The sequence below is a fragment of the Pseudomonas sp. TWP3-2 genome (genome assembly GCF_049897765.1).
Lineage (GTDB): Bacteria > Pseudomonadota > Gammaproteobacteria > Pseudomonadales > Pseudomonadaceae > Aquipseudomonas.
In genome coordinates, this window is the sequence record NZ_JAFCWW010000001.1 from 180544 (window position 1) to 204301 (window position 23758).

At 57.1% G+C, this 23758-nt stretch carries 23 protein-coding genes; 17 read left to right on the top strand and 6 right to left on the bottom strand.

The features are described from left to right. Positions 1-22: 22 nt before the first annotated feature. From ACP7EE_RS00765 to rfbC, 3 genes are all read right to left on the bottom strand, one after another. Positions 23-1408 (bottom strand): sigma-54-dependent transcriptional regulator, encoded by a 1386-nt coding sequence (locus tag ACP7EE_RS00765; protein ID WP_420646783.1) that lies wholly within the window; start codon positions 1406-1408, stop codon positions 23-25. Further along, positions 1405-3213 carry a sensor histidine kinase gene (locus ACP7EE_RS00770; protein ID WP_420646784.1) on the bottom strand — a complete coding sequence of 603 codons (1809 nt, stop codon included), beginning with the start codon at positions 3211-3213 and terminating at the stop codon, positions 1405-1407. Before ACP7EE_RS00770 ends, ACP7EE_RS00765 begins: the two co-directional genes overlap by 4 nt. Positions 3214-3317: 104 nt before the next feature. Next, positions 3318-3863, bottom strand: coding sequence for a dTDP-4-dehydrorhamnose 3,5-epimerase (gene rfbC, locus ACP7EE_RS00775; RefSeq protein WP_426232839.1), 546 nt, complete (start codon positions 3861-3863; stop codon positions 3318-3320). Between the two features lie 174 nt (positions 3864-4037). On the opposite strand from rfbC, the gene ACP7EE_RS00780 reads away from it, so the two are divergent. From ACP7EE_RS00780 to ACP7EE_RS00790, 3 genes are all read left to right on the top strand, one after another. Next, positions 4038-6950 carry an aminotransferase gene (locus ACP7EE_RS00780; RefSeq protein ID WP_426232841.1) on the top strand — a complete coding sequence of 971 codons (2913 nt, stop codon included), beginning with the start codon at positions 4038-4040 and terminating at the stop codon, positions 6948-6950. 138 nt (positions 6951-7088) lie between these two features. Next, positions 7089-8195, top strand: coding sequence for an agmatine deiminase (gene aguA / locus ACP7EE_RS00785; RefSeq protein ID WP_426201940.1), 1107 nt, complete (start codon positions 7089-7091; stop codon positions 8193-8195). A gap of 235 nt (positions 8196-8430) precedes the next feature. Beyond that, positions 8431-8643: a hypothetical protein gene (locus tag ACP7EE_RS00790; protein WP_420646789.1), complete on the top strand. Its 213-nt coding sequence runs from the start codon at positions 8431-8433 to the stop codon at positions 8641-8643. Positions 8644-8699: 56 nt separating this feature from the next. Here ACP7EE_RS00790 and ACP7EE_RS00795 read toward each other — a convergent pair whose 3' ends face one another. Next, complete coding sequence (locus ACP7EE_RS00795) at positions 8700-10787, bottom strand: TonB-dependent receptor (protein WP_420646790.1); 2088 nt, start codon at positions 10785-10787, stop codon at positions 8700-8702. A gap of 256 nt (positions 10788-11043) precedes the next feature. On the opposite strand from ACP7EE_RS00795, the gene ACP7EE_RS00800 reads away from it, so the two are divergent. The 6 genes from ACP7EE_RS00800 (at position 11044) to ACP7EE_RS00825 (ending at position 15740) form a co-directional block, all read left to right on the top strand. Beyond that, positions 11044-11712: a DsbA family protein gene (locus ACP7EE_RS00800; RefSeq protein ID WP_426232844.1), complete on the top strand. Its 669-nt coding sequence runs from the start codon at positions 11044-11046 to the stop codon at positions 11710-11712. Positions 11713-12008: 296 nt separating this feature from the next. Then, the gene (locus tag ACP7EE_RS00805) at positions 12009-13295 is read left to right on the top strand and encodes an OprD family porin (RefSeq protein WP_426201933.1); all 1287 of its coding nucleotides are present in this window, start codon (positions 12009-12011) and stop codon (positions 13293-13295) included. 232 nt (positions 13296-13527) lie between these two features. Continuing rightward, positions 13528-14274, top strand: a complete 747-nt coding sequence (locus ACP7EE_RS00810) for a 2OG-Fe dioxygenase family protein (RefSeq protein ID WP_420646793.1) — start codon at positions 13528-13530, stop codon at positions 14272-14274. A gap of 79 nt (positions 14275-14353) precedes the next feature. Continuing rightward, positions 14354-14731 carry a GNAT family N-acetyltransferase gene (locus ACP7EE_RS00815; protein WP_426202207.1) on the top strand — a complete coding sequence of 126 codons (378 nt, stop codon included), beginning with the start codon at positions 14354-14356 and terminating at the stop codon, positions 14729-14731. Beyond that, on the top strand, positions 14728-15444 hold the full coding sequence (locus tag ACP7EE_RS00820; protein ID WP_426232846.1) for an AzlC family ABC transporter permease: 717 nt from the start codon (positions 14728-14730) through the stop codon (positions 15442-15444). The genes ACP7EE_RS00815 and ACP7EE_RS00820 overlap by 4 nt, the downstream gene beginning before the upstream one ends. Then, the gene (locus ACP7EE_RS00825) at positions 15423-15740 is read left to right on the top strand and encodes an AzlD domain-containing protein (protein ID WP_426232848.1); all 318 of its coding nucleotides are present in this window, start codon (positions 15423-15425) and stop codon (positions 15738-15740) included. Before ACP7EE_RS00820 ends, ACP7EE_RS00825 begins: the two co-directional genes overlap by 22 nt. Here ACP7EE_RS00825 and ACP7EE_RS00830 read toward each other — a convergent pair. Continuing rightward, a complete protein-coding gene (locus ACP7EE_RS00830; RefSeq protein WP_426201929.1) occupies positions 15657-16583 on the bottom strand; it encodes a LysR family transcriptional regulator in 927 nt (308 codons plus the stop codon). The two genes, ACP7EE_RS00825 and ACP7EE_RS00830, sit on opposite strands and share 84 nt — an antisense overlap. Positions 16584-16981: 398 nt before the next feature. On the opposite strand from ACP7EE_RS00830, the gene ACP7EE_RS00835 reads away from it, so the two are divergent. The 3 genes from ACP7EE_RS00835 to ACP7EE_RS00845 all read left to right on the top strand — a co-directional run bounded on the left by ACP7EE_RS00835 (position 16982) and on the right by ACP7EE_RS00845 (position 18430). Continuing rightward, positions 16982-17245: a type II toxin-antitoxin system RelB/DinJ family antitoxin gene (locus ACP7EE_RS00835; protein ID WP_426232850.1), complete on the top strand. Its 264-nt coding sequence runs from the start codon at positions 16982-16984 to the stop codon at positions 17243-17245. A 97-nt stretch (positions 17246-17342) separates the two neighbouring features. Further along, entirely contained in the window at positions 17343-17753 is a 411-nt protein-coding gene (locus ACP7EE_RS00840; RefSeq protein WP_426232852.1) for an MbcA/ParS/Xre antitoxin family protein, read from the top strand. Continuing rightward, on the top strand, positions 17750-18430 hold the full coding sequence (locus ACP7EE_RS00845) for an RES family NAD+ phosphorylase (protein ID WP_426232854.1): 681 nt from the start codon (positions 17750-17752) through the stop codon (positions 18428-18430). Before ACP7EE_RS00840 ends, ACP7EE_RS00845 begins: the two co-directional genes overlap by 4 nt. An 84-nt stretch (positions 18431-18514) precedes the next feature. Here ACP7EE_RS00845 and ACP7EE_RS00850 read toward each other — a convergent pair whose 3' ends face one another. Continuing rightward, positions 18515-18790, bottom strand: coding sequence for a DUF3077 domain-containing protein (locus ACP7EE_RS00850; RefSeq protein ID WP_426232856.1), 276 nt, complete (start codon positions 18788-18790; stop codon positions 18515-18517). A 466-nt stretch (positions 18791-19256) separates the two neighbouring features. On the opposite strand from ACP7EE_RS00850, the gene ACP7EE_RS00855 reads away from it, so the two are divergent. The 5 genes from ACP7EE_RS00855 (at position 19257) to ACP7EE_RS00875 (ending at position 23750) form a co-directional block, all read left to right on the top strand. Continuing rightward, complete coding sequence (locus tag ACP7EE_RS00855; RefSeq protein WP_420646802.1) at positions 19257-19439, top strand: type II toxin-antitoxin system HicA family toxin; 183 nt, start codon at positions 19257-19259, stop codon at positions 19437-19439. 30 nt (positions 19440-19469) lie between these two features. Continuing rightward, entirely contained in the window at positions 19470-19895 is a 426-nt protein-coding gene (locus ACP7EE_RS00860) for a type II toxin-antitoxin system HicB family antitoxin (protein ID WP_426232859.1), read from the top strand. Positions 19896-20329: 434 nt separating this feature from the next. Continuing rightward, complete coding sequence (locus tag ACP7EE_RS00865) at positions 20330-21640, top strand: SIR2 family protein (RefSeq protein WP_426232861.1); 1311 nt, start codon at positions 20330-20332, stop codon at positions 21638-21640. After that, positions 21603-23507 carry an ATP-binding protein gene (locus ACP7EE_RS00870; protein ID WP_426232863.1) on the top strand — a complete coding sequence of 635 codons (1905 nt, stop codon included), beginning with the start codon at positions 21603-21605 and terminating at the stop codon, positions 23505-23507. Before ACP7EE_RS00865 ends, ACP7EE_RS00870 begins: the two co-directional genes overlap by 38 nt. Before the next feature lie 33 nt (positions 23508-23540). Continuing rightward, on the top strand, positions 23541-23750 hold the full coding sequence (locus ACP7EE_RS00875) for a KTSC domain-containing protein (RefSeq protein ID WP_426232865.1): 210 nt from the start codon (positions 23541-23543) through the stop codon (positions 23748-23750). The last annotated feature ends 8 nt before the right edge of the window (positions 23751-23758 follow it).

Below are 23758 nucleotides of genomic sequence, written 5' to 3' on the forward strand. Positions count from 1 at the left end.
GTCCTGATCTCTCGAAAAGTGTTCATTCGCAATCGTCTGTGTGACTACCGCTGTCGGCGAAGTTCAAGCCGTGCTTGCGCAGTTTGTCGTGCAGGGTCTTGCGCGGAATGCCCAAGGCCTCGGCGAGGCTGCGCACGGAACTGTGCGTACGTGCAAGTTCGGCGGCTATCAGGGATTTTTCGAAATGCTCGACTTGCTCGCTGAGGCCGCCGCTGAGTACCAACGACGCGCCGCCATGGCCCTCTGACTCGGTGTTGTCCAGCGCCAGCTCCAGACCGAGGGCGAAACGCTCCGCCGCGTTCTGCAATTCCCGGACATTGCCCGGCCAGGTGTGACGCAACAGCAGCGCGCGTTGCGCCGGTTGCAGTTCGTGCGGCGGTAAACCGTGACGGGCGCTGGCTTCGTCGGCGTAGTGCTGAAACAGCACCAGCGCATCTTCGCCGCGTTCGCGCAGTGGCGGAATGCGCAGCGGTGCGACGTTGAGGCGGTAGTACAAGTCGGCGCGGAAACGCCCCTGGTCCGCAGCCTGGCGCAGGTCTTCCTTGGTCGCCGCGATGACCCGGATATCCAGCGGGATCAACTGATTGCCACCCAACCGTTCTACTACGCGCTCTTGCAGCATGCGCAGCAGTTTGACCTGCACATCCATGCTCATGCTTTCGATTTCATCGAGGAACAGTGTGCCGCCATTGGCAAATTCGAACTTGCCGATCCGGCGCTTTTGCGCGCCGGTGAATGCGCCGGGTTCGTGGCCAAACAGTTCGCTCTCGACCACCGACTCAGCCAGCGCACCGGCGTTGATTGCCACGAACGGGCCGTTGCGACGGCTCGACAAGTCATGCAATGCACGGGCGACCACTTCTTTGCCGGCGCCGGTTTCGCCGAGGATCAACACGTCGGCCTTGGTCGCCGCCAGCGCGCCGATCTGTTCGCGCAAGCGCAGCATGGGTGCGGATTGACCTACCAGCCGCGTGCTCAGTTCATTGCGGTCGCTTAGGGCCAGGCGCAGGCTGCGGTTGTCCAGCACCAACCGGCGCAAGGCCAGGGCGCGGCGTACGCTGTCGAGCAGGGCGTCGCTGGCGAAGGGTTTTTCGAGAAAATCATAGGCCCCAGCGCGCATCGCCTGGACGGCCAGCGGCACGTCGCCGTGGCCGGTGATCAGCAGCACTGGCAGTTCCGGATCCTGAGCGTGCAGTTCGCTCAGCAACTCCAGACCGTCCATACCCGGCATGCGGATATCGCTAACCACCACGCCCGGCCAGTCGCGTTCCAGTTGCCCGGCCAGACCTTTGGCCTCGGCCAGCGGCAGAATTTTCAGACCGGCCAGATCCAGTGTCTGCCCGAGGGCCTGTCGCAGGTGCGGATCGTCGTCGATCAGCACCACCTGAATGCGGTTGTCGATGGTCATGCACTTCGGTCCTCGGACGGTTGCAGGCTGACCCCGGGCGCACCGGCGCGCAGCCGCAGGGTAATCAAGGCGCCACCTTGCTTGTGGTTGGCGAACGACAGTTCACCGCCAAAGGCGCGCATCAGGGTTTCACAGATTGCCAGGCCCAACCCCAGACCCTGGGTGCGGGTCTTGGTGGTGTAAAAGGGTTCGCTGGCGCGGCCGAGGGCTTCCATGCAGAACCCCGGGCCATTGTCGCGAATGTACAGGTTGACGCCATCGGCGGTGGCTTCGGCACTCAGCCAGAGTTTGCGCGGCGGGCCTTTCTCGGTCAGGGCATCAAGAGCGTTGGCCAACAGATTGCCGAGTACCTGGCGCAAGCGGGTTTCGCCGGCCTCGACCCACAGCGTCGCGGCGGGCAGGTCGCGGATCAACTCGACATCCATGCTCCTGCGCCGTTTGGCCAGAAGCGCCAAGGCATCGTCCAGCGCCGGTTGCAGGGCGACGCTTTCCGGCGCATGACGATCGCGGCGGGCGAAGGCGCGCAGGTGAGCAATGATCGAGGCCATGCGCCCGGTCAGCTCACTGATCAGTTTGAGGTTGCCACGGGCATCATCGGTGCGCTGGTGATCGAGCAGCACTTCGGCGTTCTCGGCATAGCTGCGAATCGCCGCCAGCGGCTGGTTGAGTTCGTGGCTGATGCTCGCCGACATGGTGCCCAATGCCGACAACTTGCCTGCCTGCACCAGATCGTCCTGAGCGCGCACCAGTTCCTGCTGGGCCTGTTCACGCTCCAATACTTCCTGTTTCAGCCGTCGGTTGAGGCCTTCGAGATCGCTGGTGCGCTCGGCAACCCGACCTTCGAGTTCTCGCCGGGCCTTGGCCTCAAAGGCAATGCGTTCCAGATAATGGCGCCGACGCTGCATCATCAGACCGAGCAACAGCATCACCACCAACAGAGTCGCGCCGCCGATGGCAACCACGGTGCGTACCGGGCGATCGATCAAGGTTCGTGGGGCGAGGATGCTTACGCTCCAGCCGGTTTCCGCGATGTCGTGGGTCTGCGTCAGCCAGGCTGCCGGGCTGAGGTCCAGCGGCCGTGGTTCGCGGGTCGGATAGGGCTGGATCGCAGTGATGGCGGCATTCTCGGCGTCGCTCAGCGTACGGGTCGAGCGGAAGCGCCATTCCGGGCGCGATGTGAGAATGACTACACCGTTGTGATCGGTTACCAGCAGTTGCTCGGGCGTTTTGCCCCACAGGCTTTCGGTGTGATCGAGGTCGACTTTGATCACCAGCACGCCGATGACTTTTTCGCCGTCGCGCACCGCAGCAGCAAAGAAATAGCCACGCTTGGCCGAGGTGGTGCCCAGACCGAAGAAGCGTCCAAGCCGCCCGGCCATGGCCTCGCTGAAGTACGGCCGGAAGGAAAAATTGCGTCCGACAAAACTGTCGTGTTTATCCCAGTTCGACGCCGCCAGCGTCTTGCCGCTGGTGTCCATCAGGTACATGACTTCGGCACCGGTCTGTGCGGCGATGTTTTTCAGCAGGCGGTTGGCGTTACCCTGAGTGACGCCATCGTCCGGTGCGCCGAGCACCCTGCGCAGGGCCGGCAGATCGCCGAGAATCTGCGGCAACACTTCGTAGCGGTGCAGGGTACCCAGCAGATTGGCCACATAGAGGTCGAGGGTCTGACGATTCTGGCCGGCCAGTTCACTGCGGTAATAGCGCTCGGCCAGATGCTCCAGCGGCCACAGCAGCGGAGCCAGGCACAGGGCCAGCAGGGCGAGGCTGCGCCAGCGAGGTCTGCGGGGGAGTGGTGGAGTCATGAGCATCAAGCGCCTGAGGGAACAGACGCATTATGCCTAGGCCCACGGGCTTAGTCTGCGCACCCGCTGTCGGATGCGCGCCCGTGGAAGATTCGTACAAGGTTTCAGGAAAAAACTTCAGCGTCCTTGAGGAACGACGCGGCCTGATCCTTGGCGGACAGTTTCGGTTCTGCGCCCAACTGCCAGTCGATGGCCAGATCGGGGTCGTCCCAGCGAATCGCGCGCTCGGCCGATGGCGTGTAGTAGTTGGTGGTCTTGTAGAGGAATTCGGCGAACTCGCTCAACACCACGAAACCGTGGGCAAAACCTTCCGGCACCCAAAGTTGGCGATGGTTGTCAGCAGACAGGCGCACAGCTACCCACTTGCCAAAAGTCGGCGAGCTGCGGCGGATATCCACGGCTACGTCGAGCACTTCACCTGCGGTCACACGCACCAGCTTGCCCTGCGTGTTTTCCAGTTGGTAATGCAGGCCGCGCAACACGCTTTTTTGCGAGCGGGAATGGTTGTCCTGGACAAATTGCGTGTTTAGACCGGTTGCGTCCTGAAAAGCCTTGGCGTTGAAGCTTTCGTAAAAGAAACCGCGCTCGTCACCAAAAACCTTGGGTTCGATAATCAAAACGCCGGGCAGGTCGGTGGTGACCACATTCATGAGGGATTCTCCAAAAAAGGATTAATGGTCGACATTCTTGCGCAAAGTGCGGGGTGGCGCGAGTGCCCAGACATATTTTGCCCTAACTTGCACGGGTAACAGGATGTGAAGGGGTTGCAGATCGCTGAAAGCAATGGCGATATAAGCACCTAATAAAATTTCAGGGGTCGTTCCATGTCGTTCGCCACGTTAATTCACCGCGCCAGTTTGCCCAGCCCGCAGGTTTCAGTGGAGCAGGCGCTGCATGTGCTGGCGGTGCATTACGGGCTGAGCGGTACGTTGCAGGCGCTGGGCAGTCAGCAGGATCTCAACTATCGAGTCGACAGCGAGCGCGGACGATTCGTCCTGAAGATCTGCCGTGGCGATTATTCGCTGGCGGAGTTGCAGGCCCAGCACGCCGGCCTCAAGTATCTGGCGGAACATTCGAACGTGCATGTCCCTCGAGTGATCCCGTCCAACAGCGGTGCAGGTCTGCTGTCGCTGCAGATTGACGGTGAGCCGGTGCATGTGCGGCTGCTGGGCTACATCGAAGGCCAGTCGCTGACTCACCTCGACCACTTGGGCGCCGATGTGGTGGCCGGTTTTGGCCGACTCTGCGGCGAGATGGATCTGGCCCTGGCCGGGTTCGACCATCCGGGCCTTGAACGCACGCTGCAATGGGATGCGCGCCATGCCAGCGCGCTGATCAGTCATTTGCTGCCGGTGATCAAGAACGAGCAGCAGCGCACGCTGATCGCCGAAGCTGCGCAGCACGCCGAGCGCCGCTTGCAGCCGTTGCTGGAAAAGCTGCCGGTGCAAGCTATTCACATGGACATTACTGATGACAACGTAGTCTGGCAGCGCGACGCCCTGCGCCACTGGCAACTGCAAGGCGTGATCGATTTCGGCGATCTGATTCGCACGTGGCGGATTACCGATCTGTCGGTGACCTGCGCGGCGCTGCTGCATCACGCCGGTGGCGATCCGTTTGTCATCCTGCCGGCGGTGCAGGCGTATCACGCGGTCAATCCACTGCAACACGCTGAGCTGCTGGCGCTCTGGCCATTGATCGTCGCGCGGGCGGCGGTACTGGTGCTCAGCGGCGAGCAACAGGTCAGCATCGATCCCGGCAATACGTATAGCCGTGACAATCTCAGCCACGAGTGGGAGATTTTCCACGTTGCTACTTCGGTGCCGTTGGGCTTGATGGAAGCGGCGATTCTCACTGCGGTCGGGCAGAGTCTGCCGGCTATCGACAGCGAAGGTTTTGCGCCGCTGTTACCCGGTCTGGTCGGCCGAGAATTCGCGCTGATCGATCTCGGCGTACTGAGCCCGCATTTCGAGGCGGGAAACTGGGAGCAGAAAGACATTGATCAGCGGCTGTTGAGTAAAGCGGCGACTGCGCATGGTCTTGCTGCGAGTCGCTACGGGCAATATCGGCTGTCGCGCACGCGGCCCGACTGCGCTGACGAGCCGGAGACTTTCCCGCTGCACGTCGAACTCCGCGTGCCGGATGGCGCGACGGTGGAAGCGCCGTTTGCCGGTGTGCTGCATCAAACTGCGGATGGCGGGCTACGTCTGGACGGCCCGCAACTGAGCGTGCGGCTGTGGGGCGTTGTCACCTCGCTGCACAGCGGCGCCGCGCTGGTAAAAGGACAAGTGCTGGGTTCGGTCAACGGCCCATTGATCGTGCAGTTGATCCGTGATGCTGAACTCGGCGCGCCGCTGTTTTGCACGCCCTCGCGCGCAGCCGCGTGGCAAGCATTGTGCCCGTCGCCAGCGGCGCTGCTGGGACTGGCGTGCGATGCCGAACCGGAGCTGGATGGGCAAACCTTGCTGGCTCGGCGTGATGCCAGTTTCGCCCGTACCCAAAAGCACTATTACGTTGACCCGCCGCGCATCGAACGCGGCTGGCGCAATCACCTGATCGACATGCAGGGGCGTTCCTATCTGGACATGCTCAATAATGTTGCGGTGCTCGGTCACGGTCACCCGCGCATGGCGGCCGTTGCGAGCCGTCAGTGGTCGCTGCTCAACACCAACTCGCGCTTCAACTATGCGGCGGTGGCGGAGTTTTCCGAGCGCTTGCTGAAACTGGCGCCGGAAGGCATGGACCGGGTGTTTCTGGTCAACAGTGGCAGCGAGGCGAATGACCTGGCGATCCGTCTGGCCTGGGCCTACAGCGGTGGTCGCGACATGCTCAGTGTGCTTGAGGCATATCACGGCTGGACAGTCGGCGCGGATGCGGTGTCGACTTCGATTGCCGACAACCCGCAAGCCCTCGGCAGCCGACCGGACTGGGTGCACGCGGTGACAGCGCCGAACACTTATCGCGGCGAATTTCGCGGCGTTGATTCGGCGCCGGGCTACGTGCGCAGCGTCGAACATCACCTGGCAAAAATCGATGAACAGCAACGGCAACTGGCCGGGTTTATCTGCGAGCCGGTTTATGGCAATGCCGGGGGGATTTCGCTGCCGCCGGGTTATCTGCAGGCGGTCTACGAAAAAGTCCGCGCGCGTGGCGGTGTGTGCATCGCCGACGAGGTGCAGGTCGGTTACGGACGTATGGGGCATTTCTTCTGGGGTTTCGAGGAACAGGGCGTGGTGCCGGACATCATCACCATGGCCAAAGGCATGGGCAACGGCCAGCCGCTGGGCGCGGTGATCACTCGCCGGGAAATCGCCGAGGCGCTGGAAGCCGAAGGGTATTTCTTCTCGTCTGCCGGAGGCAGTCCGGTGAGCTGCCAGATAGGTATGGCGGTGCTGGATGTGATGGAAGAAGAAAAGCTTTGGGAGAACGCGCAGGTGGTGGGCGCGCACTTCAAGGCACGGCTACAAGCGCTGATCGATAAACATCCGCTGGTGGGCGCGGTGCATGGTTCGGGGTTTTATCTCGGCGTTGAGCTGATCCGCAGTCGCGAGACTCTCGAGCCGGCGACCGAGGAAACCACGCTGCTGTGCGATCGTCTCCGCGAGTTGGGGATTTTCATGCAGCCCACGGGCGACTATCTCAACGTATTGAAGATCAAACCGCCGATGGTCACGTCGCGCCAAAGCGTGGATTTCTTTGTCGACATGCTGGCCAAAGTGCTTGATGAAGGTCTGTAAAGCAGATTTATATCTGTATTATTCTTCGTATTTTAGATGGGTGGCGGTTAATTTTCTTCTATTGCCGATATTTATCGGTTATAAAGTCGCCATTGCTGAATTTGCAAACCTCGTCGGTTTCCCGGAGTCCTGATCGCCATGACCACATTGAAAAGTACCCCCCGCGCTGATGGCTTCTACATGCCGGCCGAGTGGGCGCCGCAAACTCAAACCTGGATGATCTGGCCCGAGCGTCCGGACAACTGGCGTCTGGGTGGCAAGCCAGCGCAAGCGGCTCACGCTGCAGTGGCCAAGGCTATCGCGCGTTTCGAACCGGTTACCGTGGCAGTGTCCGCCGGCCAGTACGAAAACGCCCGCGCGCGCCTCGACGTGCCAAATATCCGTGTGGTCGAGATGTCCAGTGATGACGCCTGGGTGCGCGACAGCGGCCCGACGTTCGTCATCAATAACAGCGGCGAAGTGCGCGGCGTGAACTGGGATTTCAACGCTTGGGGCGGCTTTGATGGCGGTCTGTACTCGCCGTGGAATCGCGATTCGCAGGTCGGTGGCAAGATCCTCGAAATCGAGCGCAGCCCGCGTTATCGCACTGAAGGCTTCGTGCTGGAGGGCGGCTCGATTCATGTCGACGGCGAAGGCACGCTGATCACCACCGAAGAATGCCTGCTCAACCGCAATCGCAACCCACACCTGAGCCGCGAAGAAATCGAAGCGGTACTCAGCGCCAATCTGGCTGTGGATAAGATCATCTGGCTGCCGGACGGTCTGTTCAATGACGAAACCGACGGTCATGTGGATAACTTCTGCTGCTACGTGCGCCCGGGCGAAGTGCTGCTGGCGTGGACCGATGATCCACAGGATCCGAACTACCCGCGCTGCCAGGCCGCAATGAAAGTGCTGCAAAACAGCACCGATGCCAAGGGTCGCCCATTTACGGTGCACAAGATGCCGATTCCGGGGCCGCTGTATGCGACCGAGGAAGAGTGCGCTGGCGTCGATCCGGTGGACGGCACTCAGGAGCGTAATCCTGCGGTGCGGCTTGCAGGCTCCTACGTGAACTTCCTGATCGTCAACGGCGGCATCATCGCGCCGAGCTTCAACGATCCGATGGACGGTCCGGCCAGAGAAATTCTGCAGAACCTGTTCCCGCAGCACGAAGTGGTAATGGTGCCGGGCCGTGAACTGTTACTGGGCGGTGGCAATATTCACTGCCTTACCCAACAGCAGCCCGCGCCGCACAAAGAGTGAGTGCCGACGTAACAGCTTGAGTTGATTAAATAATCGCCCGAGCCATCGCCGTTTGAAGAGAAACCCGCAGCCCGACAGGACTGCGGGTTTCTTTATGTCCGCTGGTCGACAATCGCGAGACATTGGCATAGCTCTTGTATTGGTCTGGATGCACAGAGAGTGAAGGACAACTTCAACAATTCTGTCATGAACCTTGGATAACGTAGCCGCTCACGAACGGGGAGGGAGCGCTGAAATGAACGCCGAAGTGAACGTAATCAGCGAGCGAACGTTGCATCCCATGCCTGTGAATACTGAGTCGCTCCAGATTGTCGCGCACTGGTTGAAGTCCAATGGAACGCGTCAGATCAGGGAACCTGATCCGCGCCGGATGATGATCGAGCGTTACCCCGCTGACCTGTTCAGCGAGGCCGAACTGGATGCGTTGTGGGATGTGATGGAGGGATAAGCGGGACAACAAGGATTGATAAAAGCGCTGCCGGGATGGCAGCGCTTTTTTTTGCGTTAGAAACTGTAAGTCCCGGTCATTACCAGGCTACGCGGCGCGCCCGGCTGAATCTGGAAAGCACTGGTCGCCGAATCGTAATACTCGCGATCAGTGATGTTGTTGAGGGCCGCACGCAGATCCCAATCCTTCATGCGGTAACCGGCCAGCGCGTCCCAGCGGCCGTAACCCGGCAGTACCGTGGTGTTGGCATTGTCGGCGTAACGCTGGCCGACCAGGGTCAGACCGGTTTCGGCGTACCAGCCCATCTCCGGTTTCCAGGTCAGGAACAGGCTGCCGTTGCGCTTGGCCACGTTGCTGATGCGTTTGCCTTCCAGGCCGTTGTTGTCTTTGACGATGCTCGCGTCCTGCACACCGACGCCACCGCGCACATACCAGTTGCCGGCGATCTGGCCGGTACCGGTCAGCTCGATCCCGCGCGAACGTTGCAGACCGCTCATGACGGTCAGGGTCGGATCGACCGGGTCGGTGGTGCGACGGTTGTAGAGTTCCAGTTCATAGATCGCCAGCGTTGTGCTCAGGCGATCGTCGAGCCAGTCGCTTTTGACGCCGATTTCTTTCTGCTTGGTCAGCTCGGGACTCAGGTCGTTGCTGTTGCCGGCCACACCCGGCGTAATACCGATCAAGCCGCCGCCGACCGGCGAGAAGGTCTTGGTCCACGAGGCGTAGAACGAGTGATTTTGCAGCGGCGTCCAGACTACACCCACACGCGGGCTGGTGCTGTGGCTGTCACGGTCTTCGGAAATATTGCGCAGCTTGTTAGTCGACTCGATGTCGAAGGTGTCGTAACGCAGGCCGGCGAGAATCTGCCATTGATCGTTCAGGCGCAGTTGATCCTGCACATAGATCGCACGACTTTCGACTTCGGTGTGGCTGCTGCTCGCCACCTGCATGCGTCCGGTGTGGCGCAAGCTGCGATCCGGGTTGTACAGATCCAGCGCTGGCACGGCTTGAATGCCACGGCCGGTGGCGGCGTTGTACAGCGTCGGGTCGCGGCGCTGGCTGCCGGTCTCGACTCCGGTAAGCAGGCGATGCTCGAGGCCGAAGGTGTCGAATCCGCCTTCGAGTTCGAGGTTGTTGTAGATGTTGCGGGTGGTCAGGTCCTGCTGCCAGTGCTGACGGGTGACCTTGTTGGTCGCCGGGACGTAACCGGTCAGGTAGGTGTTGTCGAAATCGCTGTCGAGCTTGAACACGCCGAGGGTGTGGCGCAGTTGCCAGTTGTCGCTGAGTTCGTAGCTGAGTTTCGAACGCAGGGATTGCGACTTGTCGTCGATGAAATCGTGATCGTTGCCGTAGGTGGTATCGCGGCCGACGTCCGCCGGGCGCCCGTTGACACCCGGAATGCCGCGATCCGGCGTGCGGTTGTAGCGGCTGTATTCGTACTGCACCAGCCAGTTCAAGTCCGGCGTGAGCTGCCAGCTCATCGACGGCGCAAACAGTTTACGGTTGCCGCTGACGCCATCGCGGAAGCTGTTTTCATCCATGTTGCCCATGTTCAGGCGCAGGCTGATGTTCTCGCTCGGGTCGGTGCTGAGGTCGGCGTACAGGCTGCGCAGATCCTCGCTGCCGCCCTGGGCTTCGATGGTCGAGCGGCGGCCGGATTCCGGCATTTTGCTTACGCGGTTGACGATCCCGCCCTGGCTGCCACGACCGTACAGAACCGCCGCCGGGCCTTTGAGCACTTCCACACGCTCGATGTTGTGCAGGTCGCGTTTGTACTGGCTGTCGTCGCGGATGCCGTCCAGATAGAAGTCGTTACTGGCGTCGAAACCACGGATGCGCAGGCTGTCAAAACGCGTGTCGCCACCGCCGCTGACGTTGGGGATCCCGCTCAGCGCATCTTCGATGTCATTGGTGCCGTAATCCGCAACGTTGGCAGTCTTGATCGAATCGATCGCCTGCGGCACGTAGCGCACCGGAGTCGAGGTGCGTGTCGCGGTGTTGCTGACTTTCACTCGCGGGTCGTCGGCCTGCGCTTCGGCGCTGATCGAGGTGGCGGGGAGTTCGGTCGCGGAGTAAGCCAAACCGGAAGACAAAAAGGCAGAAAGACCAAGAGTGACGGGCGTGAGACGGAACGGGGCAGGCATTGATCGGCGCATCCGAAAGGGTAGGAGAATTCGAGGGCGCGAATGGTAATGCTTTGCATTTGCTGTAGTGAATAATTCCTTATAGGTTACCCGGTTTGATTGTTTCAACTTGTTTCCAGATTGATACAAATTATCAGAGGCGGAATTCGACCGATTGGCGAAACAGACTGGAAGCCAATCCAGCGTTTTTCCGCAACGAGCAAAGGGCTAACGTGCCGCCATCGATTTTTCCCTACTTTCCTGCCGGAGTTTTCCGATGATCCTTCATTACATTTACGACCCGTTGTGCGGCTGGTGCTACGGCGCCAAACCGCTGGTTCAAGCGGCGCAAGCAGTACTGCCGGTGATTGCCCACGGCGGCGGAATGATGACCGGCGCCAATCGCCAGAACGTTTCAGCGCAATTGCGCTATTACGTGATGCCCCACGACCGGCGCATTGCCGAGTTCAGCGGGCAGCCATTTGGCGAAGCCTATTTCAAAGGGTTGCTGCGCGATCACACAGCGGTGTTCGATTCTGCTCCGCCGATTGCTGCCGTTCTGGCTGCGGAAAAACTCGATGGTCGTGGCTTAGAGTTGCTTGGCCGGTTGCAGACCGCGCATTACCTCGAAGGTCGGCGGATCGCCGATAAACAAGTGCTGATCGAATTGGCGCTGGAAGTCGGTTATGCAGCGAGCAGCTTCGAAGCCGCGTTCGAATCTGCCGATACTCAACAACACATCAAGAACAGCCGCGCATTGCTGGCCAAGGTGGGCGGCCAAGGCTTTCCGACCTTTGCCCTGGAACAGGACGGGCGCTTCACGCTGATCGACATCAGCCCATGGTTAGGCAAGCCGCAGGAATTTGCTGAATGGTTGCGTCAGGCGATTCCTGCCTCGGCGTCGTCCGTTTCCTCGATGGTTTGCACGCCGGACAGCTGCGCCTGAGCCCCACAGAATCACTGATTACCGGCGTTTTCCTGCAATCGGCTATCGCAATAAAGCCGTTCCTTAGACGATTTTCGCCTATTTAAAGACGATTCTTGAAATTGACACATTGTTGAGGGCGCGGCTACGATTCGGCCCAACGCCTGTGGCCAACCGCCATGACTCAAAAAAATAAAAAAGGCCCGCCATGACTTTGTCGTGGGCGGGCCTTTTTGTTTCGGGGTGAAAAAAGAGCGCGATAGCGCCGTTTCAGCCGTTCGACACAGCGCGTTTCAACCCGTAATAAGGAAAATAAAATGTTGAATAAGCGAATCAGTCTGATCGCTCTGGGGATGTTGAGCGCCACTCAGGCCATGGCTAACGACCAGGCCGAGTCCAAGGGTTTTGTTGAAGACAGCAGCCTCAAAGTGCTGCTGCGCAATGCCTACATCAATCGTGATTACAAAAACGGCAACGATGACAAAGCCGAGTGGGGCCAAGCGGCCATCGGTACGTTCTCGTCCGGTTTCACTCAAGGTACCGTTGGTGTCGGTGTAGACGCCTTCGGTCTGTACGCACTGCGTCTGGACGGCGGCAAGGGTCGCAGCGGCGCCGGCGGTATCGACTTCTTCAAGCAGGGTGATAGCGGCAACGCGGCTGATGACCTGTCCAAGGTTGGCGCAGCGGTCAAATTCCGCGTGTCGAACACAGTGCTGACCTACGGCGACCAGATGCCGGCCCTGCCGGTGCTGAACTACGACAACTCGCGTCTGCTGCCGGAAAGCTACACCGGCACCATGATCTCTTCGCAAGAGATCAAAGGCCTGAAGCTGGATGCCGGTCGTTTCACCGCCGAATCGCGCAAGAGCGCTGAAGGCCGTGACAGCGGGGGGCTGAAGGCGATCAACGTGTTGGGCGGTAGCTATCAGTTCACCGAGCACTTCAAGGGCGCGCTGTACGCTTCCGACGTTGAAGACGTGCTGAAGAAGCAGTACATCAACGCCAACTATGTGTACCCGCTGAACAAGGATCAGTCGCTGACCCTGGACTTCAACGGCTACCGCACCAAGCTGGACAATTCTTATGTCCGCGAAAACGGTGTGACCGGCGACGACAACAAGATCTGGAGCCTGGCAGCGACTTTCGCCACCGGCCCGCACTCGTTCACCGTGGCGCACCAGCGTTCCACCGGCGACAGCAACCTGGGTTACGCCTACGGCGGTTACCAGAAAGGTCAGGGTCGGGTCGGTGACGGTGGCAACACCATCTACCTGGCCAACTCCTACTGGTCGGACTTCAACGCCGAAGACGAACGCAGCTGGCAGCTCGGCTACGGCCTGGACTTCGGCGCATTTGGCGTACCGGGTCTGAGCTACAACTTTGCCTATGTCCGTGGCGACAACATCACCACGTCCACCAGCGAAGGCGGCACCGAGCGCGAGATATTCAACCAGTTCAAGTACGTCGTGCAAAGTGGCCCGGCTAAAGACCTGAGCGTGAAACTGCGCAGCTCGATCCTGCGTGTTTCGCAGAAATCCAGCGAATACAACGTCAGCGGCAACGAGCTGCGTGTGTTCGTCGATTACCCGATCAATATCTTCTGATGATCGGTTGAGTTGTAAAACTCGTAAGAAAACCCCGAATCGTTTGGGGTTTTTTTTCGACTGTTTTTCCCTGAGAGGCGCAAATAACCCGTGTTTTTGTCATTAAAAAGTTGTTTTTCAGCTGCTGCAGATCGCGTTTCAAACGGGGCTTTAAATGCCTGAAATTCTTTCTCATGGACGCAAATTCTCCACCTAATAAATTAGGCCGCTCAACGCAGCGGAGAATTTGGTAATGATCGTTTTAAACAGAGAAGTGGGCGAATCGCTACGGCGCGACAAATACGCCAATGTGCAGGGCGCCGACTTCAATCTATACGGTCATTTCGCCGACTTCGTCAGACTGACCAAAAGTTGGGAAAACATGGAGCCTGACAGCTACTACGGTCAGGCCGAGGCCGGCATGCGTTACCGTCGTTACAGCGACTTCGAGTACAACCCCAAGACGCGCGAACTCACGCAACTTGAACATCGCGCGTACGTGCAATCCAAAGCCAACAACAGCTACGTTGGCGGTGTGGTGCGGCACTTTGCCGACTTCTCTGAAGAAGTCCTGCACTCGCCAGTGATGCGCAGCCTGATCGACACCGATTTCGAAGTGTATAAAAACGTCTTGCCGGAAGAGCTGCACGAGGAAATCTGGCAGTGCCAGATTCACCAGATCCGCATCGAGATCAAACCCGGCAAACAACTTGAAATCACCCCGGAAGGCATTCACTGCGACGGCTATCCGTTCAGCGGTGTGCACTTCTGGGGCCGCAACAACGTCGAGGGCGCGGAAAGTCGTTTGTACGACATCCATGGCGAGCAACTGGCGTCGACCACCTACCAGGAAATCCTTGATACCACGTACTTCCTCGACCGCGACATGCGCCATTACGTAACCCCTGCGCGCAACACGCATTCCCATGCCATGGCGTACCGGCAGATTCTGGCGATCTCTTTCTCGCGGCCCGGGACCGCTTTCGACATTGTTCGCTAATCAGATCACTCAAATCGATGGCGTCGAGTGCTCGACGCCGGTGGTGCTGCGGCGCGCTACGGCCAAGGACGCGCAGCGTATGGAGCGCTTCTTTCGCCAGTTCGACGAAGTGTCGTTCTGCGAATGGCAGGATGCCAAATGCCTGCGCGGCGTGCTGATCCAGAAGACCACCACCTCCTATCTCGCTTTCGACATCGAAGGTGAAATCGTCGGTGCGGTGCTCGGCGGCATGCTCGGCAGTCGCGGCACCATCAACCACTTGGCCGTCAGCCCGCGCTATCGCAGCCAAGGCGTCGGCCAGCGCCTGGTGGAAGCGGCATCCGCCGACATGAAGCGGGTCGGTGTGCTGCGGATGTTTCTGTTCGTCGACGACGCTAACCTCGCGGGCAAGCGTTTTTGGACTGCCCAGGGTTTTTGCGAGCCTCACGGCGAACGGACATTTGAGAGGGATCTATGAATGAAAGGTCCGGCAGTGCGCCGCTGATGGTCAACCATCAGCCGTCGCGCACGTTTGCCGAAGCCAGTCCGGTGGTGGCCGGTTACTTCACGGTGTCGTTCGTTTTCGGACTGATGGCGGTGAATGCCGGGCTGCCGCTGTGGCTGCCGGTGGCGATGTGCTTGTTCGTGTACGCCGGGGCTTCGCAATTCGCGGCGCTGGCGCTGATCAGCAGCGGCGCGTCGTTGACCACCATTGTGTTGACCACGTTTTTGATCAATGCGCGCCACATGCTGATGTCGGTGTACATGGCCAAGGCCTTGCGCGCATTGGGCCTAAGCCGCATGGAGCGCTGGTGCTACGCCGGCGGGCTGACCGATGAATCGTTCGCCTTCCATAGCGTCAAACTCGGCAAAGGCGCGCCGGTCAACGTGCGTTATCTGATTGGCTTCAATCTGTTCTGCCACACCTCGTGGGTGCTGGGCGGGCTACTCGGAGCGCTGTGCGCGCAATATGCAGCGCACCTGATCAAGTATCAGCTGGATTACGCGCTGACCGCGATGATGCTCTATGTGCTGGTCTCGTTGTGCAACACGCGCAACAAACTCATCGCCGCGCTGGCCGCTGTGGTTTGCATGGGCGCGCTGAGTCTGGTCGGCAACTCGCCGTTCAATGTCTTCATCGCCACGTTCGTGGGTTGCGGGGTGGGTGTATGCCTGACCAAACGTTCCTGATTCTGGTGGTCGCGCTGATGATGGCCGTGACCTTCCTGCCGCGCGCCTTGCCCCTGCAAGTCAACACCGAGCACTGGCCGCCGTTCGTCGCGCGTGCGTTGGAATACTTGCCGGTGGCGATCGTCGCTGCGATCAGCCTGACTCCCTTGTTGATCAAGGATCAGCACATACAGCTCGACCGCCCGGAATTTTACGCAGCCATTCCGACGTTGTTATGTGCGTATTTCAGCAAAAACCTCTTTCTCAGTGTGGCGGTTGGGACGGCTGCGTACATTGCGCTCGGCGCGTTCATGTAGCGGCAGATCGACCACGTCGTTGAGCGCCTTGCCGGACAGATTCGGGTTGTTCACCGCCAGGCGCACTTCTAGGAAATCCTCGAAACCGGGGAAAATCGTCAGGCCATATTTCTGCGCGGCCTCGCGAGAAACCATGCCGACGGCATCCATTTGCGTGATCAGCGACAGGGTAAGCGTCTCGCTGCACGAGTAAATCATGCGCTGGCCGTTCTCGTGATTGCCCAGCCCGGCGTCGAGAAAACGCAAAAAGCTGTGGGAATACGGACAATCTTCTGCAGGACGCACCTGAAACTTGTTGCCGAGCAAGGTCAGCGGATCATTCTCCTGACCACAATGCGCGCCAACCACCTGTACCTGCACTTCCGGCAGGACAATACTCGGCAGCCCCGGCCGCTGCGGGCCGATCAGCACCGCGAGATCGAAGTCTTCATTCTTCAGCTTGCTGAGGTTTTCCATCGACTCGGCGTAGCTGAATTCCATCTGATAGTCGGGAAAAACCTCGATCAGGCGTCCGATCATTCGTCGATTGAAGTCCGGCGGCAAGGTGTTGTTCAGCGCGACCTTCAAGGTGCGCTGGCCGGGCACCTTCAAGGCTTCCACCTTCTCTTCCATCTGCCGTGTAGCAATCAGCACTCGATCCATATAAGGCGTCAGCTCGGTGCCTTGCGGCGTCAGCGTCAGACCTTTGTTGGAACGGCGAAACAAGCGGAAACCGAACTGTTCTTCGACCTTGTTCAACTGCGCGGCCAACGCCTGCACAGTCAGGCACGAGTGCTCGGCTGCGGCCGACAACGAGCCGGTCTGCACAATGCGCATGAGGTTGCGTAAGGTTCTGCTATCCATGGGTAATGCCCTCTGAAGTGGGCTGGGTATTGTTGAGTACGTCAGTGCCGGTACGGCGCCATATGCTGGCTATATTCCTGTACCTGAGCATAGTTGTCGCGCAATTAGTAGCCAATTGATGTCTCCGCCGATGGCTGGAGGCTGACACAGGATCGGGGTTTTAGGCGACATGGGGGTGATGGGGGTCAAAAAAAGTGCATGGTTTTGGGGCGTTCGGCTGTTTTGCTGAGGGAAATGGCTGACACGGTGGGCGGGTTTTACCTGCGAGAACTGTGGACGGGTCGTATGGGAAGTTGGGATTGGGCTGATAGCGAGGCGACGACAAAGCGGCTGGAATAAGGCCAAGACGTGCGAACCAGGAACTCAGGAAATCGCACCTCAATCGGCAGAGGTGAGAAATGGCTGCGCTATCGAAAACTACAGACGTGTGTTGCCGCATTGATGAGGATTTAATGATGCGTGCCACTCAGGTTTTTAACGTCTGCGGACTCACTATCGAAGATGCAATGCGACTGTTCCTCCTACAGGTCGTTTCGAACCAGCGAATGCCTTTTGACGTACGAGTACCTTCAAAGAAGACGGCAAGTGCAATGAGAGAAGCCAGAAATATTTGCCAGCGTTTCGATTTGATAGAGGAAATGTTCAAGTGTCCTGATATGTGAAGAGAAGAATGGCTTTGATACATTTGTGGATAGGTTTTCAACATTTATTCGTATGTGTACTAGCATTGACGTATGCGCAGTAATTTTGGACGACCCTATGCCCACCTCATCCCCAGCCCTGACCCCACGCGAGCAACTCGACGTCCCCGAAGCCGGTCGTGTCGCGCTGAAGTTCTTTTTCAACCTCATGGAGCGCTGGGGCTGTAACGCCGAGCAACAAAGAACGCTGCTGGGCGGGGTCGGCAATACGACGTTTTACAAATACAAACACCTGCCGCCGAACGTGCGTCTGCCGCACGACACGCTTGAGCGAATTTCCTACCTGATGGGTATTCACAAGGCACTGAGCATCATCTTCAGCAACAGTCGCGAGCGCGCCTACACGTGGGTTAGTAGCCCGAACACTGCCGCGCCGTTCAACGGTCAAACCGCGCTGGATTACATGCTCGCCGGGCGGGTGGTGGACATCGCCGACGTACGTCGTTATCTCGACGGTGTGCGCGGTTGAAGGCGCCGGCGCTGGTCGATCCGGATTGGCCGCGTGCTTATCGGATCGTCAACAGCAGCTTCCCGCCGATTGCGTTGTTCGAAGATGTGCTCGACCCGGAGGATCTGGAAATCGCCTACGCCCTCGAAGCGCTGACCAATGATCGTTTGATCGCCCAGGCCGGCGTCCTCGACCGCGTGCGCCCTGAAGATCGTCTCTCCGGCCCCGGTTCAACGCCGGTGATGGCGGCGTTCACCCACATCGGCAAAAGCAGCCGCTTCACCGACGGCACGTTTGGTGTGTATTACGCCGCCAGCAGCCAGGCCGCGGCCATCGCCGAGACCTGCTATCACCAGGAGCGCTTCCTCGCCGCGACCAGCGAGGCCGATCTGGAATTGACCATGCGCACCTACATCAATCGCGTGATCAAACCGCTGCACGACATCCGCCATGACTTCCCGCATCTGCATCAGCCCGATCCAGATGCCTATGGCCCGTCTCAGGCATTCGCCCGGCAACTGCGCGAAAACCTGTCATGGGGCTTGCTCTACGACAGCGTGCGTTTGCCCGGCCATGAATGCGTCGCCGCGTTTCGCCCGCCGACTGTGTCGATTCCGAAGCAGGGTAAACATCTGCGTTATGTTTGGAGTGCGAGTTTGCGCAAGATTTCGTTTGTATTCGAGGTCAGCCAGGTCTGATTAGTTGCTCAGAGTGCTGGGCACTGGTTGGTGCTGTTGCACAAAGCCCTCGCAGAGATGCGAGGGTTTTTTGTGGGCGTCGGTTTATGGCTTTGGACTCGATGCTCCGAGCACTTTCACCGCGTCATCAATCAATGCCTTGCTTAACTCCTGCAAGTACTGCGAGGCACAGGCGTGAAGGTCTGGATCGCGTGCGACGTCTGTATCAGATGTCAGCAGTCTGGAGATGTGCAGCAAATGCGAGGCGTGGGAGAGGGCGGTAGTCACCGGGACGCCGGCGCTGGTGCGAAACAGTGCGTGGTTGGATTGGTAAGAGAAATGGGTTAGGCCGAGGGTTTTCAGATCTTGGGGATTGGTCATGACTTCACCTTCCGTTTGCTGGGTGGTGAAAGGGGATGATCGATGGCGCGAGGGTAGAAATTGTAGATCGTTCGATAGCTTGCATGTCCAGACTCCTACATTGCATTGGAGCTGCCGCATTCGTTATCAGGCGAATGGGTGGCAGCTGTACGCAGGCTGATAAACCGGAAATGTAGGAACCCGGCAGACCCGAAGGTCTCCCACGCACAGCCGCCATTGCAAGAATGCGCAGGCATAAAAAACGCCGGCAAACGTGATTAGGACGCTGAAGCGCCTACATATTACCTGGGTTATCAGGCCCGGTCGCTGAATTGGCAGCGACGGGTTGAAGGTAGCTTTGGGCAGGGTTGAGCGCAATCGTGGCCGGGTGGTGGCGGGTGTAACAAATTATTTGCGTGCAACAGTTATGTTGCACGGGCAACAAATATGTTGCAGAGTCGCTCTACCGAAACGGCGAGTGACGCACATGAAGTACAGCGAGTTTCGGCGATGGTTGAAAGCCCAAGGTGCGGAGTTCCAAACCGGCAAGGGCAGTCACTTCAAGGTTTCCTTGAACGGCAAATCAACTGTGTTTCCCGACCACGGAGCCAAGGAGATGGGTGAAGGGTTGAGAAAATCGATAATCAAGCAGCTGGGCCTCAAGGATTGAGACCCAGCTGTACCCATGAGAGGAAGCGTAATGTTCGAATATGCGTTGGAAGTACACGAGGAGCCGAGCAGTGTCTGGTTGTCCTGCGCAGAAATTCCAGAGATGTACGCCGCTGGCGATACTCTCGGGGAAGCGCTTTCGAGCGCGCTTGATTCAATCGAAACAGCCCTGTCGATCTACGTTGATGATCGGCGGATGATTCCCACCGGCCAAGCAAGTGATCAGGAATGTGATGCCGTGTTGCGTCTGCCTGCGCTGACCGCTGCGAAGGTTGCGTTGTGGAATACGCTACTTGAGTGTGGCGTGAGCAAAGCCGAGCTTGCGCGCCGTTTGGGTGTACAACGACCGCAGGTCGATCGCTTGGTCGATTTTCTGCATCACTCAAAGATCGAGAATGTTGAGCGTGCATTGCAGCAGCTTGGGCGGCGGATTTCGATCTTGGTGGAAGCTGCTTAGCAGCAACCTCACATTGAATAACGGCCCCCTTGAGCAATAGCTATTTGAGGGTTTTTTTCATATCGGCGGGAATGTCAGATTCCAGAAACAACAAAGCCCCTGCATTTCTGCAGGGGCTTCGTTTTGTATGGTGCGGCACCAGGAGTCGAACTACCCAGTTAACATATTAAAAAATATAGGTTTTTTAATAAACAGTTTTTCTTCACACCCCTAAAACTACCCTGATCGGAGGGGGACTACTTGATAATTGAATGTTCAAGTAAAAATCTTTTCCTTTGGGCAAGACGTCCGTAAAAAACATGAGCAGCCTACCGTAAAAATAGGCCCACAGCTTAAATGCAGAAAAGTGGTTGTGATATCAATTTCATTTTGCCACTATCGATGAGGCAGATGGCACTGCAAAAAATAGGGTAATACCAAGGGAATTGAAGGCCGTGACCGATAATTCGAGCGCAGTTTCTGCATTAAGTAAGGCGCCAGAGGCGAGTGCGCCTAAATATAGCGTTTTACCTGCTATCCATGACGCAGCACAACAAGCCCGGAACTTAAGGCAAGTACTGCAAGACGATAAACAGCGAATAGGCTGTTTTGTCGGCGCAGGCTGTCCCTTGGGTGTTTACGACTCTAATGGTATAAAAAGTATTGTATTGATTCCCGCGGTTGTAGAATTGACAGCTCGCATTGCAATAGGACTTAAAGCGAGCGACGAAAACGCGGGCGGTACTACGAAGTATAAGGAATATTGGGATTCCTTATGTACTGAATGCAAGTCAGACGATGGAAAGTCTCCTACTGTTGAAGATGTTCTCACAGAGCTGCGTACGCTGGCGAATCGTAGAGGGAGTTCTAGTGTCTTAGGAATGACCAAGAAAGAGTTATGTGATCTTGACGAGGTGATATGTGCTCTCATCCTTGATGAAGTCAATAAACCATTGCCAGCGTACCGTAATGCGTACAATCGTTTTGCATCTTGGGTGGGGGGCGTCCATCGTGACGCGCCTATAGAAATATTCACCCCAAATTATGATGTTCTGTTTGAACAGGCATTTGAACAGCATCCGCTTCCCCATTTTGATGGATTCGTGGGCTCACATAAGCCTTGGTTCGACTTAGCGTCTATTGAGCACGATCTAATACCTTCCAGATGGACGAGATTATGGAAACTACACGGGTCGGTTAACTGGGAGAAAAGCGAAGAAGTAGTAAACGGAGTGAAAGTTACACGGGTTGTCCGCGTTACGCGGGAAGCTGAAGCCGGTAAGGTCATGATTTTTCCGTCACACCTCAAATACGACCAAAGCCGTCGCATGCCATATCTAGCTATGCTTGACCGATTGAGAGCTTTTTTTCAAGGAAAGGATGCACCAAGACTAGTTGTGTGTGGCTACTCTTTTCTCGACGAACATTTGAACGAGATTTTACTAGATGGACTGCGAGGCAATCGCAATGCGCAATGCTTCGCCTTAATGTACTCAGGTCTGGATCAACACTCCAGAGCTGTCGAGTACGCAGTTAAGCAAAGTAATCTAACCGTTCTTGCTTGGGATGGAGCCGTTGTGGGGAACCGTGTAGGCCGATATCGCTCTGGGACTATTGGCGGAAAAGAGCATCTGCCGTGGTTGACCGAAGAGGAGGTGGGAGTCGACGAACAAAAAGAACTTCAGCCTCGTAGTCGGTTGGGTGATTTCCACTATTTCGGTCTGTTTCTTGAACAACTATGCGGTGGAAGTAACAACGATGCGTAGCGCTAACTTAAACTCTGATCCTTCCCGACTAGGCAGTGTTGAGGATGTTAACGGATCAAGCATTAGCGTAAAGCTTGCGGATAGCACTCCTGCAGGTCTTCTATTCGTACATGGTGAAGCATATCGAGTTGGGCAAGTAGGCGGATTTGTTCGTATTCCGTCTGGATACGTTGATCTATACGGAGTGATATCGCAAGTTGGCGCTGGAGCTGCCCCTGGTCCGCCAGAGCTTGCTACACAGTTTGGTAATCGTTGGCTCCGAGTCGAGCTCGTAGGGCAAGGACGAAGGGGAACTAAATTCGAACGAGGTATTGCTCAATATCCGTCGATAGGTGACTCAGTCCATGTTGTCACTGAGTCTGATCTAAAAACGGTGTATGCCCCCGAAGATGACGACGGTTATGTAGCTGTTGGTCGAGTTGCAAGTGCTGAATCAATTCGTGCATATCTTGATATAAATAAACTAGTTACCCGCCACTCTGCTGTGGTTGGAAGTACCGGCTCAGGCAAGTCGAATGCTGTAGCAAATTTGCTGGGCGCTGTCTCTGATCGTTCACGCTTCCAATCAGCTCGCGTAGTATTGTTCGATCTTCATGGAGAGTATGCGAATGCTTTTGGTGAACAAGCCCGAGTTTTTCGAGTTGGTGCTGATCCAACTTTAGGAGAAAGAGAGCTGTATATCCCGTTTTGGGCACTCACGGCCGAAGAATTTATCTCAATGGCAATGGGATCTGTCACCGGAACGGCATTGGTTTTGTTACAAGAAAAGTTACTATCTAACAAGCGAACCTCGAAACCGGGAGGTGCTCTGCATGGTTTGCCCGACCTCGCTGTCACTGTTGACACTCCGCTACCGTTTTCCGTGTATCAGCTTTGGCACGATTTATATTCGTTGCACAGTGCAACTCATACAGTAAGTAAGAACCAGAATCAAACGGAGGCGACGAGAGCTTATCTTGAAGATGGGGTACCTCCGGTAAAGGCGGTAGGGGACAGTGAGCAACTCTTACGCCCAAAATTCAGGCCAATTACAACGGAGGCAGGTGCAGAAAAGATCTATGGTGGACTTTATGGAGAGTTGCCACGTCCTCATCTCGATAGCTTAGAAAGTAAACTCCGTGATCCGCGAATGCAATTTCTGTTTCGCCCTGGACCATGGTCCCCAGACACCGATGGTACAACTGCCGCTGATCTTGATGCGCTGCTCGAATCTTGGGTAGGTGCGGATATACCTATTTCTGTATTTGATTTGTCAGGTATACCCACGGCAGTCGTCGATGACCTAATAGGTGCCGTACTTAGGATATTGTACGACGCAATCTTTTGGGGGCGAATGAAGCAGGAGGGTGGCAGACAGCGGCCTTTACTTGTCGTACTCGAAGAGGCGCATGTATATCTCAGTCCTCAGTCAAAAAGCCGAGCTGCTGCTGCCGCAAGACGCATTGCGAAAGAAGGGAGGAAGTATGGTGTTGGTTTAATGCTTGTTAGCCAGCGTCCATCTGAAGTGGATAGCACAATCCTCTCGCAGTGCGGTACTGTAATTTCCTTACGTTTAACAAACGACTCGGACCGGTCACAGGTTACTTCGTGCGCATCTGACAATCTAAAAGGGCTTTTTTCGATGCTTCCCGTTCTCCGTACTGGGGAGGCGTTAATAGTGGGTGAGGCCGTTAACATGCCGATACGAGCCATCATAGATCGCCCTCCTGAAGGGAGGCGTCCTGAAAGCGACGATCCTTTAATCGTCGTACCGAAGGGCGAAGACGGTGAGCGTGTAAGGAGCGGTGGATGGACTGAGTCTGTCCAAAGTGAAAATTATAAGCCTCTGATCGAAGCTTGGCGCAAACAGGATCCTACTGCAGGTTAAGCACACCCAATAAAACAACCGGAGACACAAGCGATGGAACGTACGTCTGTAATATCTAGTAATGTGAGTTCGATTGGTTATGATGCCGACGAGCAAATTCTTGAGGTGGAATTTAATAATGGGGCAGTGTATCAATATTCATTTGTTCCTGAATACGAGTATGCCGGATTAATAAATGCAGCCTCTAAAGGGTCGTATCTCCATTCGCAGATTAAAAATAGATATTCGTGTGTCAAGCTTTGAGCTGATTT

Coding starts and splice junctions, on each gene's coding strand:
- ACP7EE_RS00765 (WP_420646783.1), bottom strand. CDS start 1,408: ATGACCATCGACAACCGCATTCAGGTGGTGCTGATCGACGACGATCCG.
- ACP7EE_RS00770 (WP_420646784.1), bottom strand. CDS start 3,213: ATGACTCCACCACTCCCCCGCAGACCTCGCTGGCGCAGCCTCGCCCTG.
- rfbC (WP_426232839.1), bottom strand. CDS start 3,863: ATGAATGTGGTCACCACCGACCTGCCCGGCGTTTTGATTATCGAACCC.
- ACP7EE_RS00780 (WP_426232841.1), top strand. CDS start 4,038: ATGTCGTTCGCCACGTTAATTCACCGCGCCAGTTTGCCCAGCCCGCAG.
- aguA (WP_426201940.1), top strand. CDS start 7,089: ATGACCACATTGAAAAGTACCCCCCGCGCTGATGGCTTCTACATGCCG.
- ACP7EE_RS00790 (WP_420646789.1), top strand. CDS start 8,431: ATGAACGCCGAAGTGAACGTAATCAGCGAGCGAACGTTGCATCCCATG.
- ACP7EE_RS00795 (WP_420646790.1), bottom strand. CDS start 10,787: ATGCCTGCCCCGTTCCGTCTCACGCCCGTCACTCTTGGTCTTTCTGCC.
- ACP7EE_RS00800 (WP_426232844.1), top strand. CDS start 11,044: ATGATCCTTCATTACATTTACGACCCGTTGTGCGGCTGGTGCTACGGC.
- ACP7EE_RS00805 (WP_426201933.1), top strand. CDS start 12,009: ATGTTGAATAAGCGAATCAGTCTGATCGCTCTGGGGATGTTGAGCGCC.
- ACP7EE_RS00810 (WP_420646793.1), top strand. CDS start 13,528: ATGATCGTTTTAAACAGAGAAGTGGGCGAATCGCTACGGCGCGACAAA.
- ACP7EE_RS00815 (WP_426202207.1), top strand. CDS start 14,354: ATGGAGCGCTTCTTTCGCCAGTTCGACGAAGTGTCGTTCTGCGAATGG.
- ACP7EE_RS00820 (WP_426232846.1), top strand. CDS start 14,728: ATGAATGAAAGGTCCGGCAGTGCGCCGCTGATGGTCAACCATCAGCCG.
- ACP7EE_RS00825 (WP_426232848.1), top strand. CDS start 15,423: ATGCCTGACCAAACGTTCCTGATTCTGGTGGTCGCGCTGATGATGGCC.
- ACP7EE_RS00830 (WP_426201929.1), bottom strand. CDS start 16,583: ATGGATAGCAGAACCTTACGCAACCTCATGCGCATTGTGCAGACCGGC.
- ACP7EE_RS00835 (WP_426232850.1), top strand. CDS start 16,982: ATGGCTGCGCTATCGAAAACTACAGACGTGTGTTGCCGCATTGATGAG.
- ACP7EE_RS00840 (WP_426232852.1), top strand. CDS start 17,343: ATGCCCACCTCATCCCCAGCCCTGACCCCACGCGAGCAACTCGACGTC.
- ACP7EE_RS00850 (WP_426232856.1), bottom strand. CDS start 18,790: ATGACCAATCCCCAAGATCTGAAAACCCTCGGCCTAACCCATTTCTCT.
- ACP7EE_RS00855 (WP_420646802.1), top strand. CDS start 19,257: ATGAAGTACAGCGAGTTTCGGCGATGGTTGAAAGCCCAAGGTGCGGAG.
- ACP7EE_RS00860 (WP_426232859.1), top strand. CDS start 19,470: ATGTTCGAATATGCGTTGGAAGTACACGAGGAGCCGAGCAGTGTCTGG.
- ACP7EE_RS00875 (WP_426232865.1), top strand. CDS start 23,541: ATGGAACGTACGTCTGTAATATCTAGTAATGTGAGTTCGATTGGTTAT.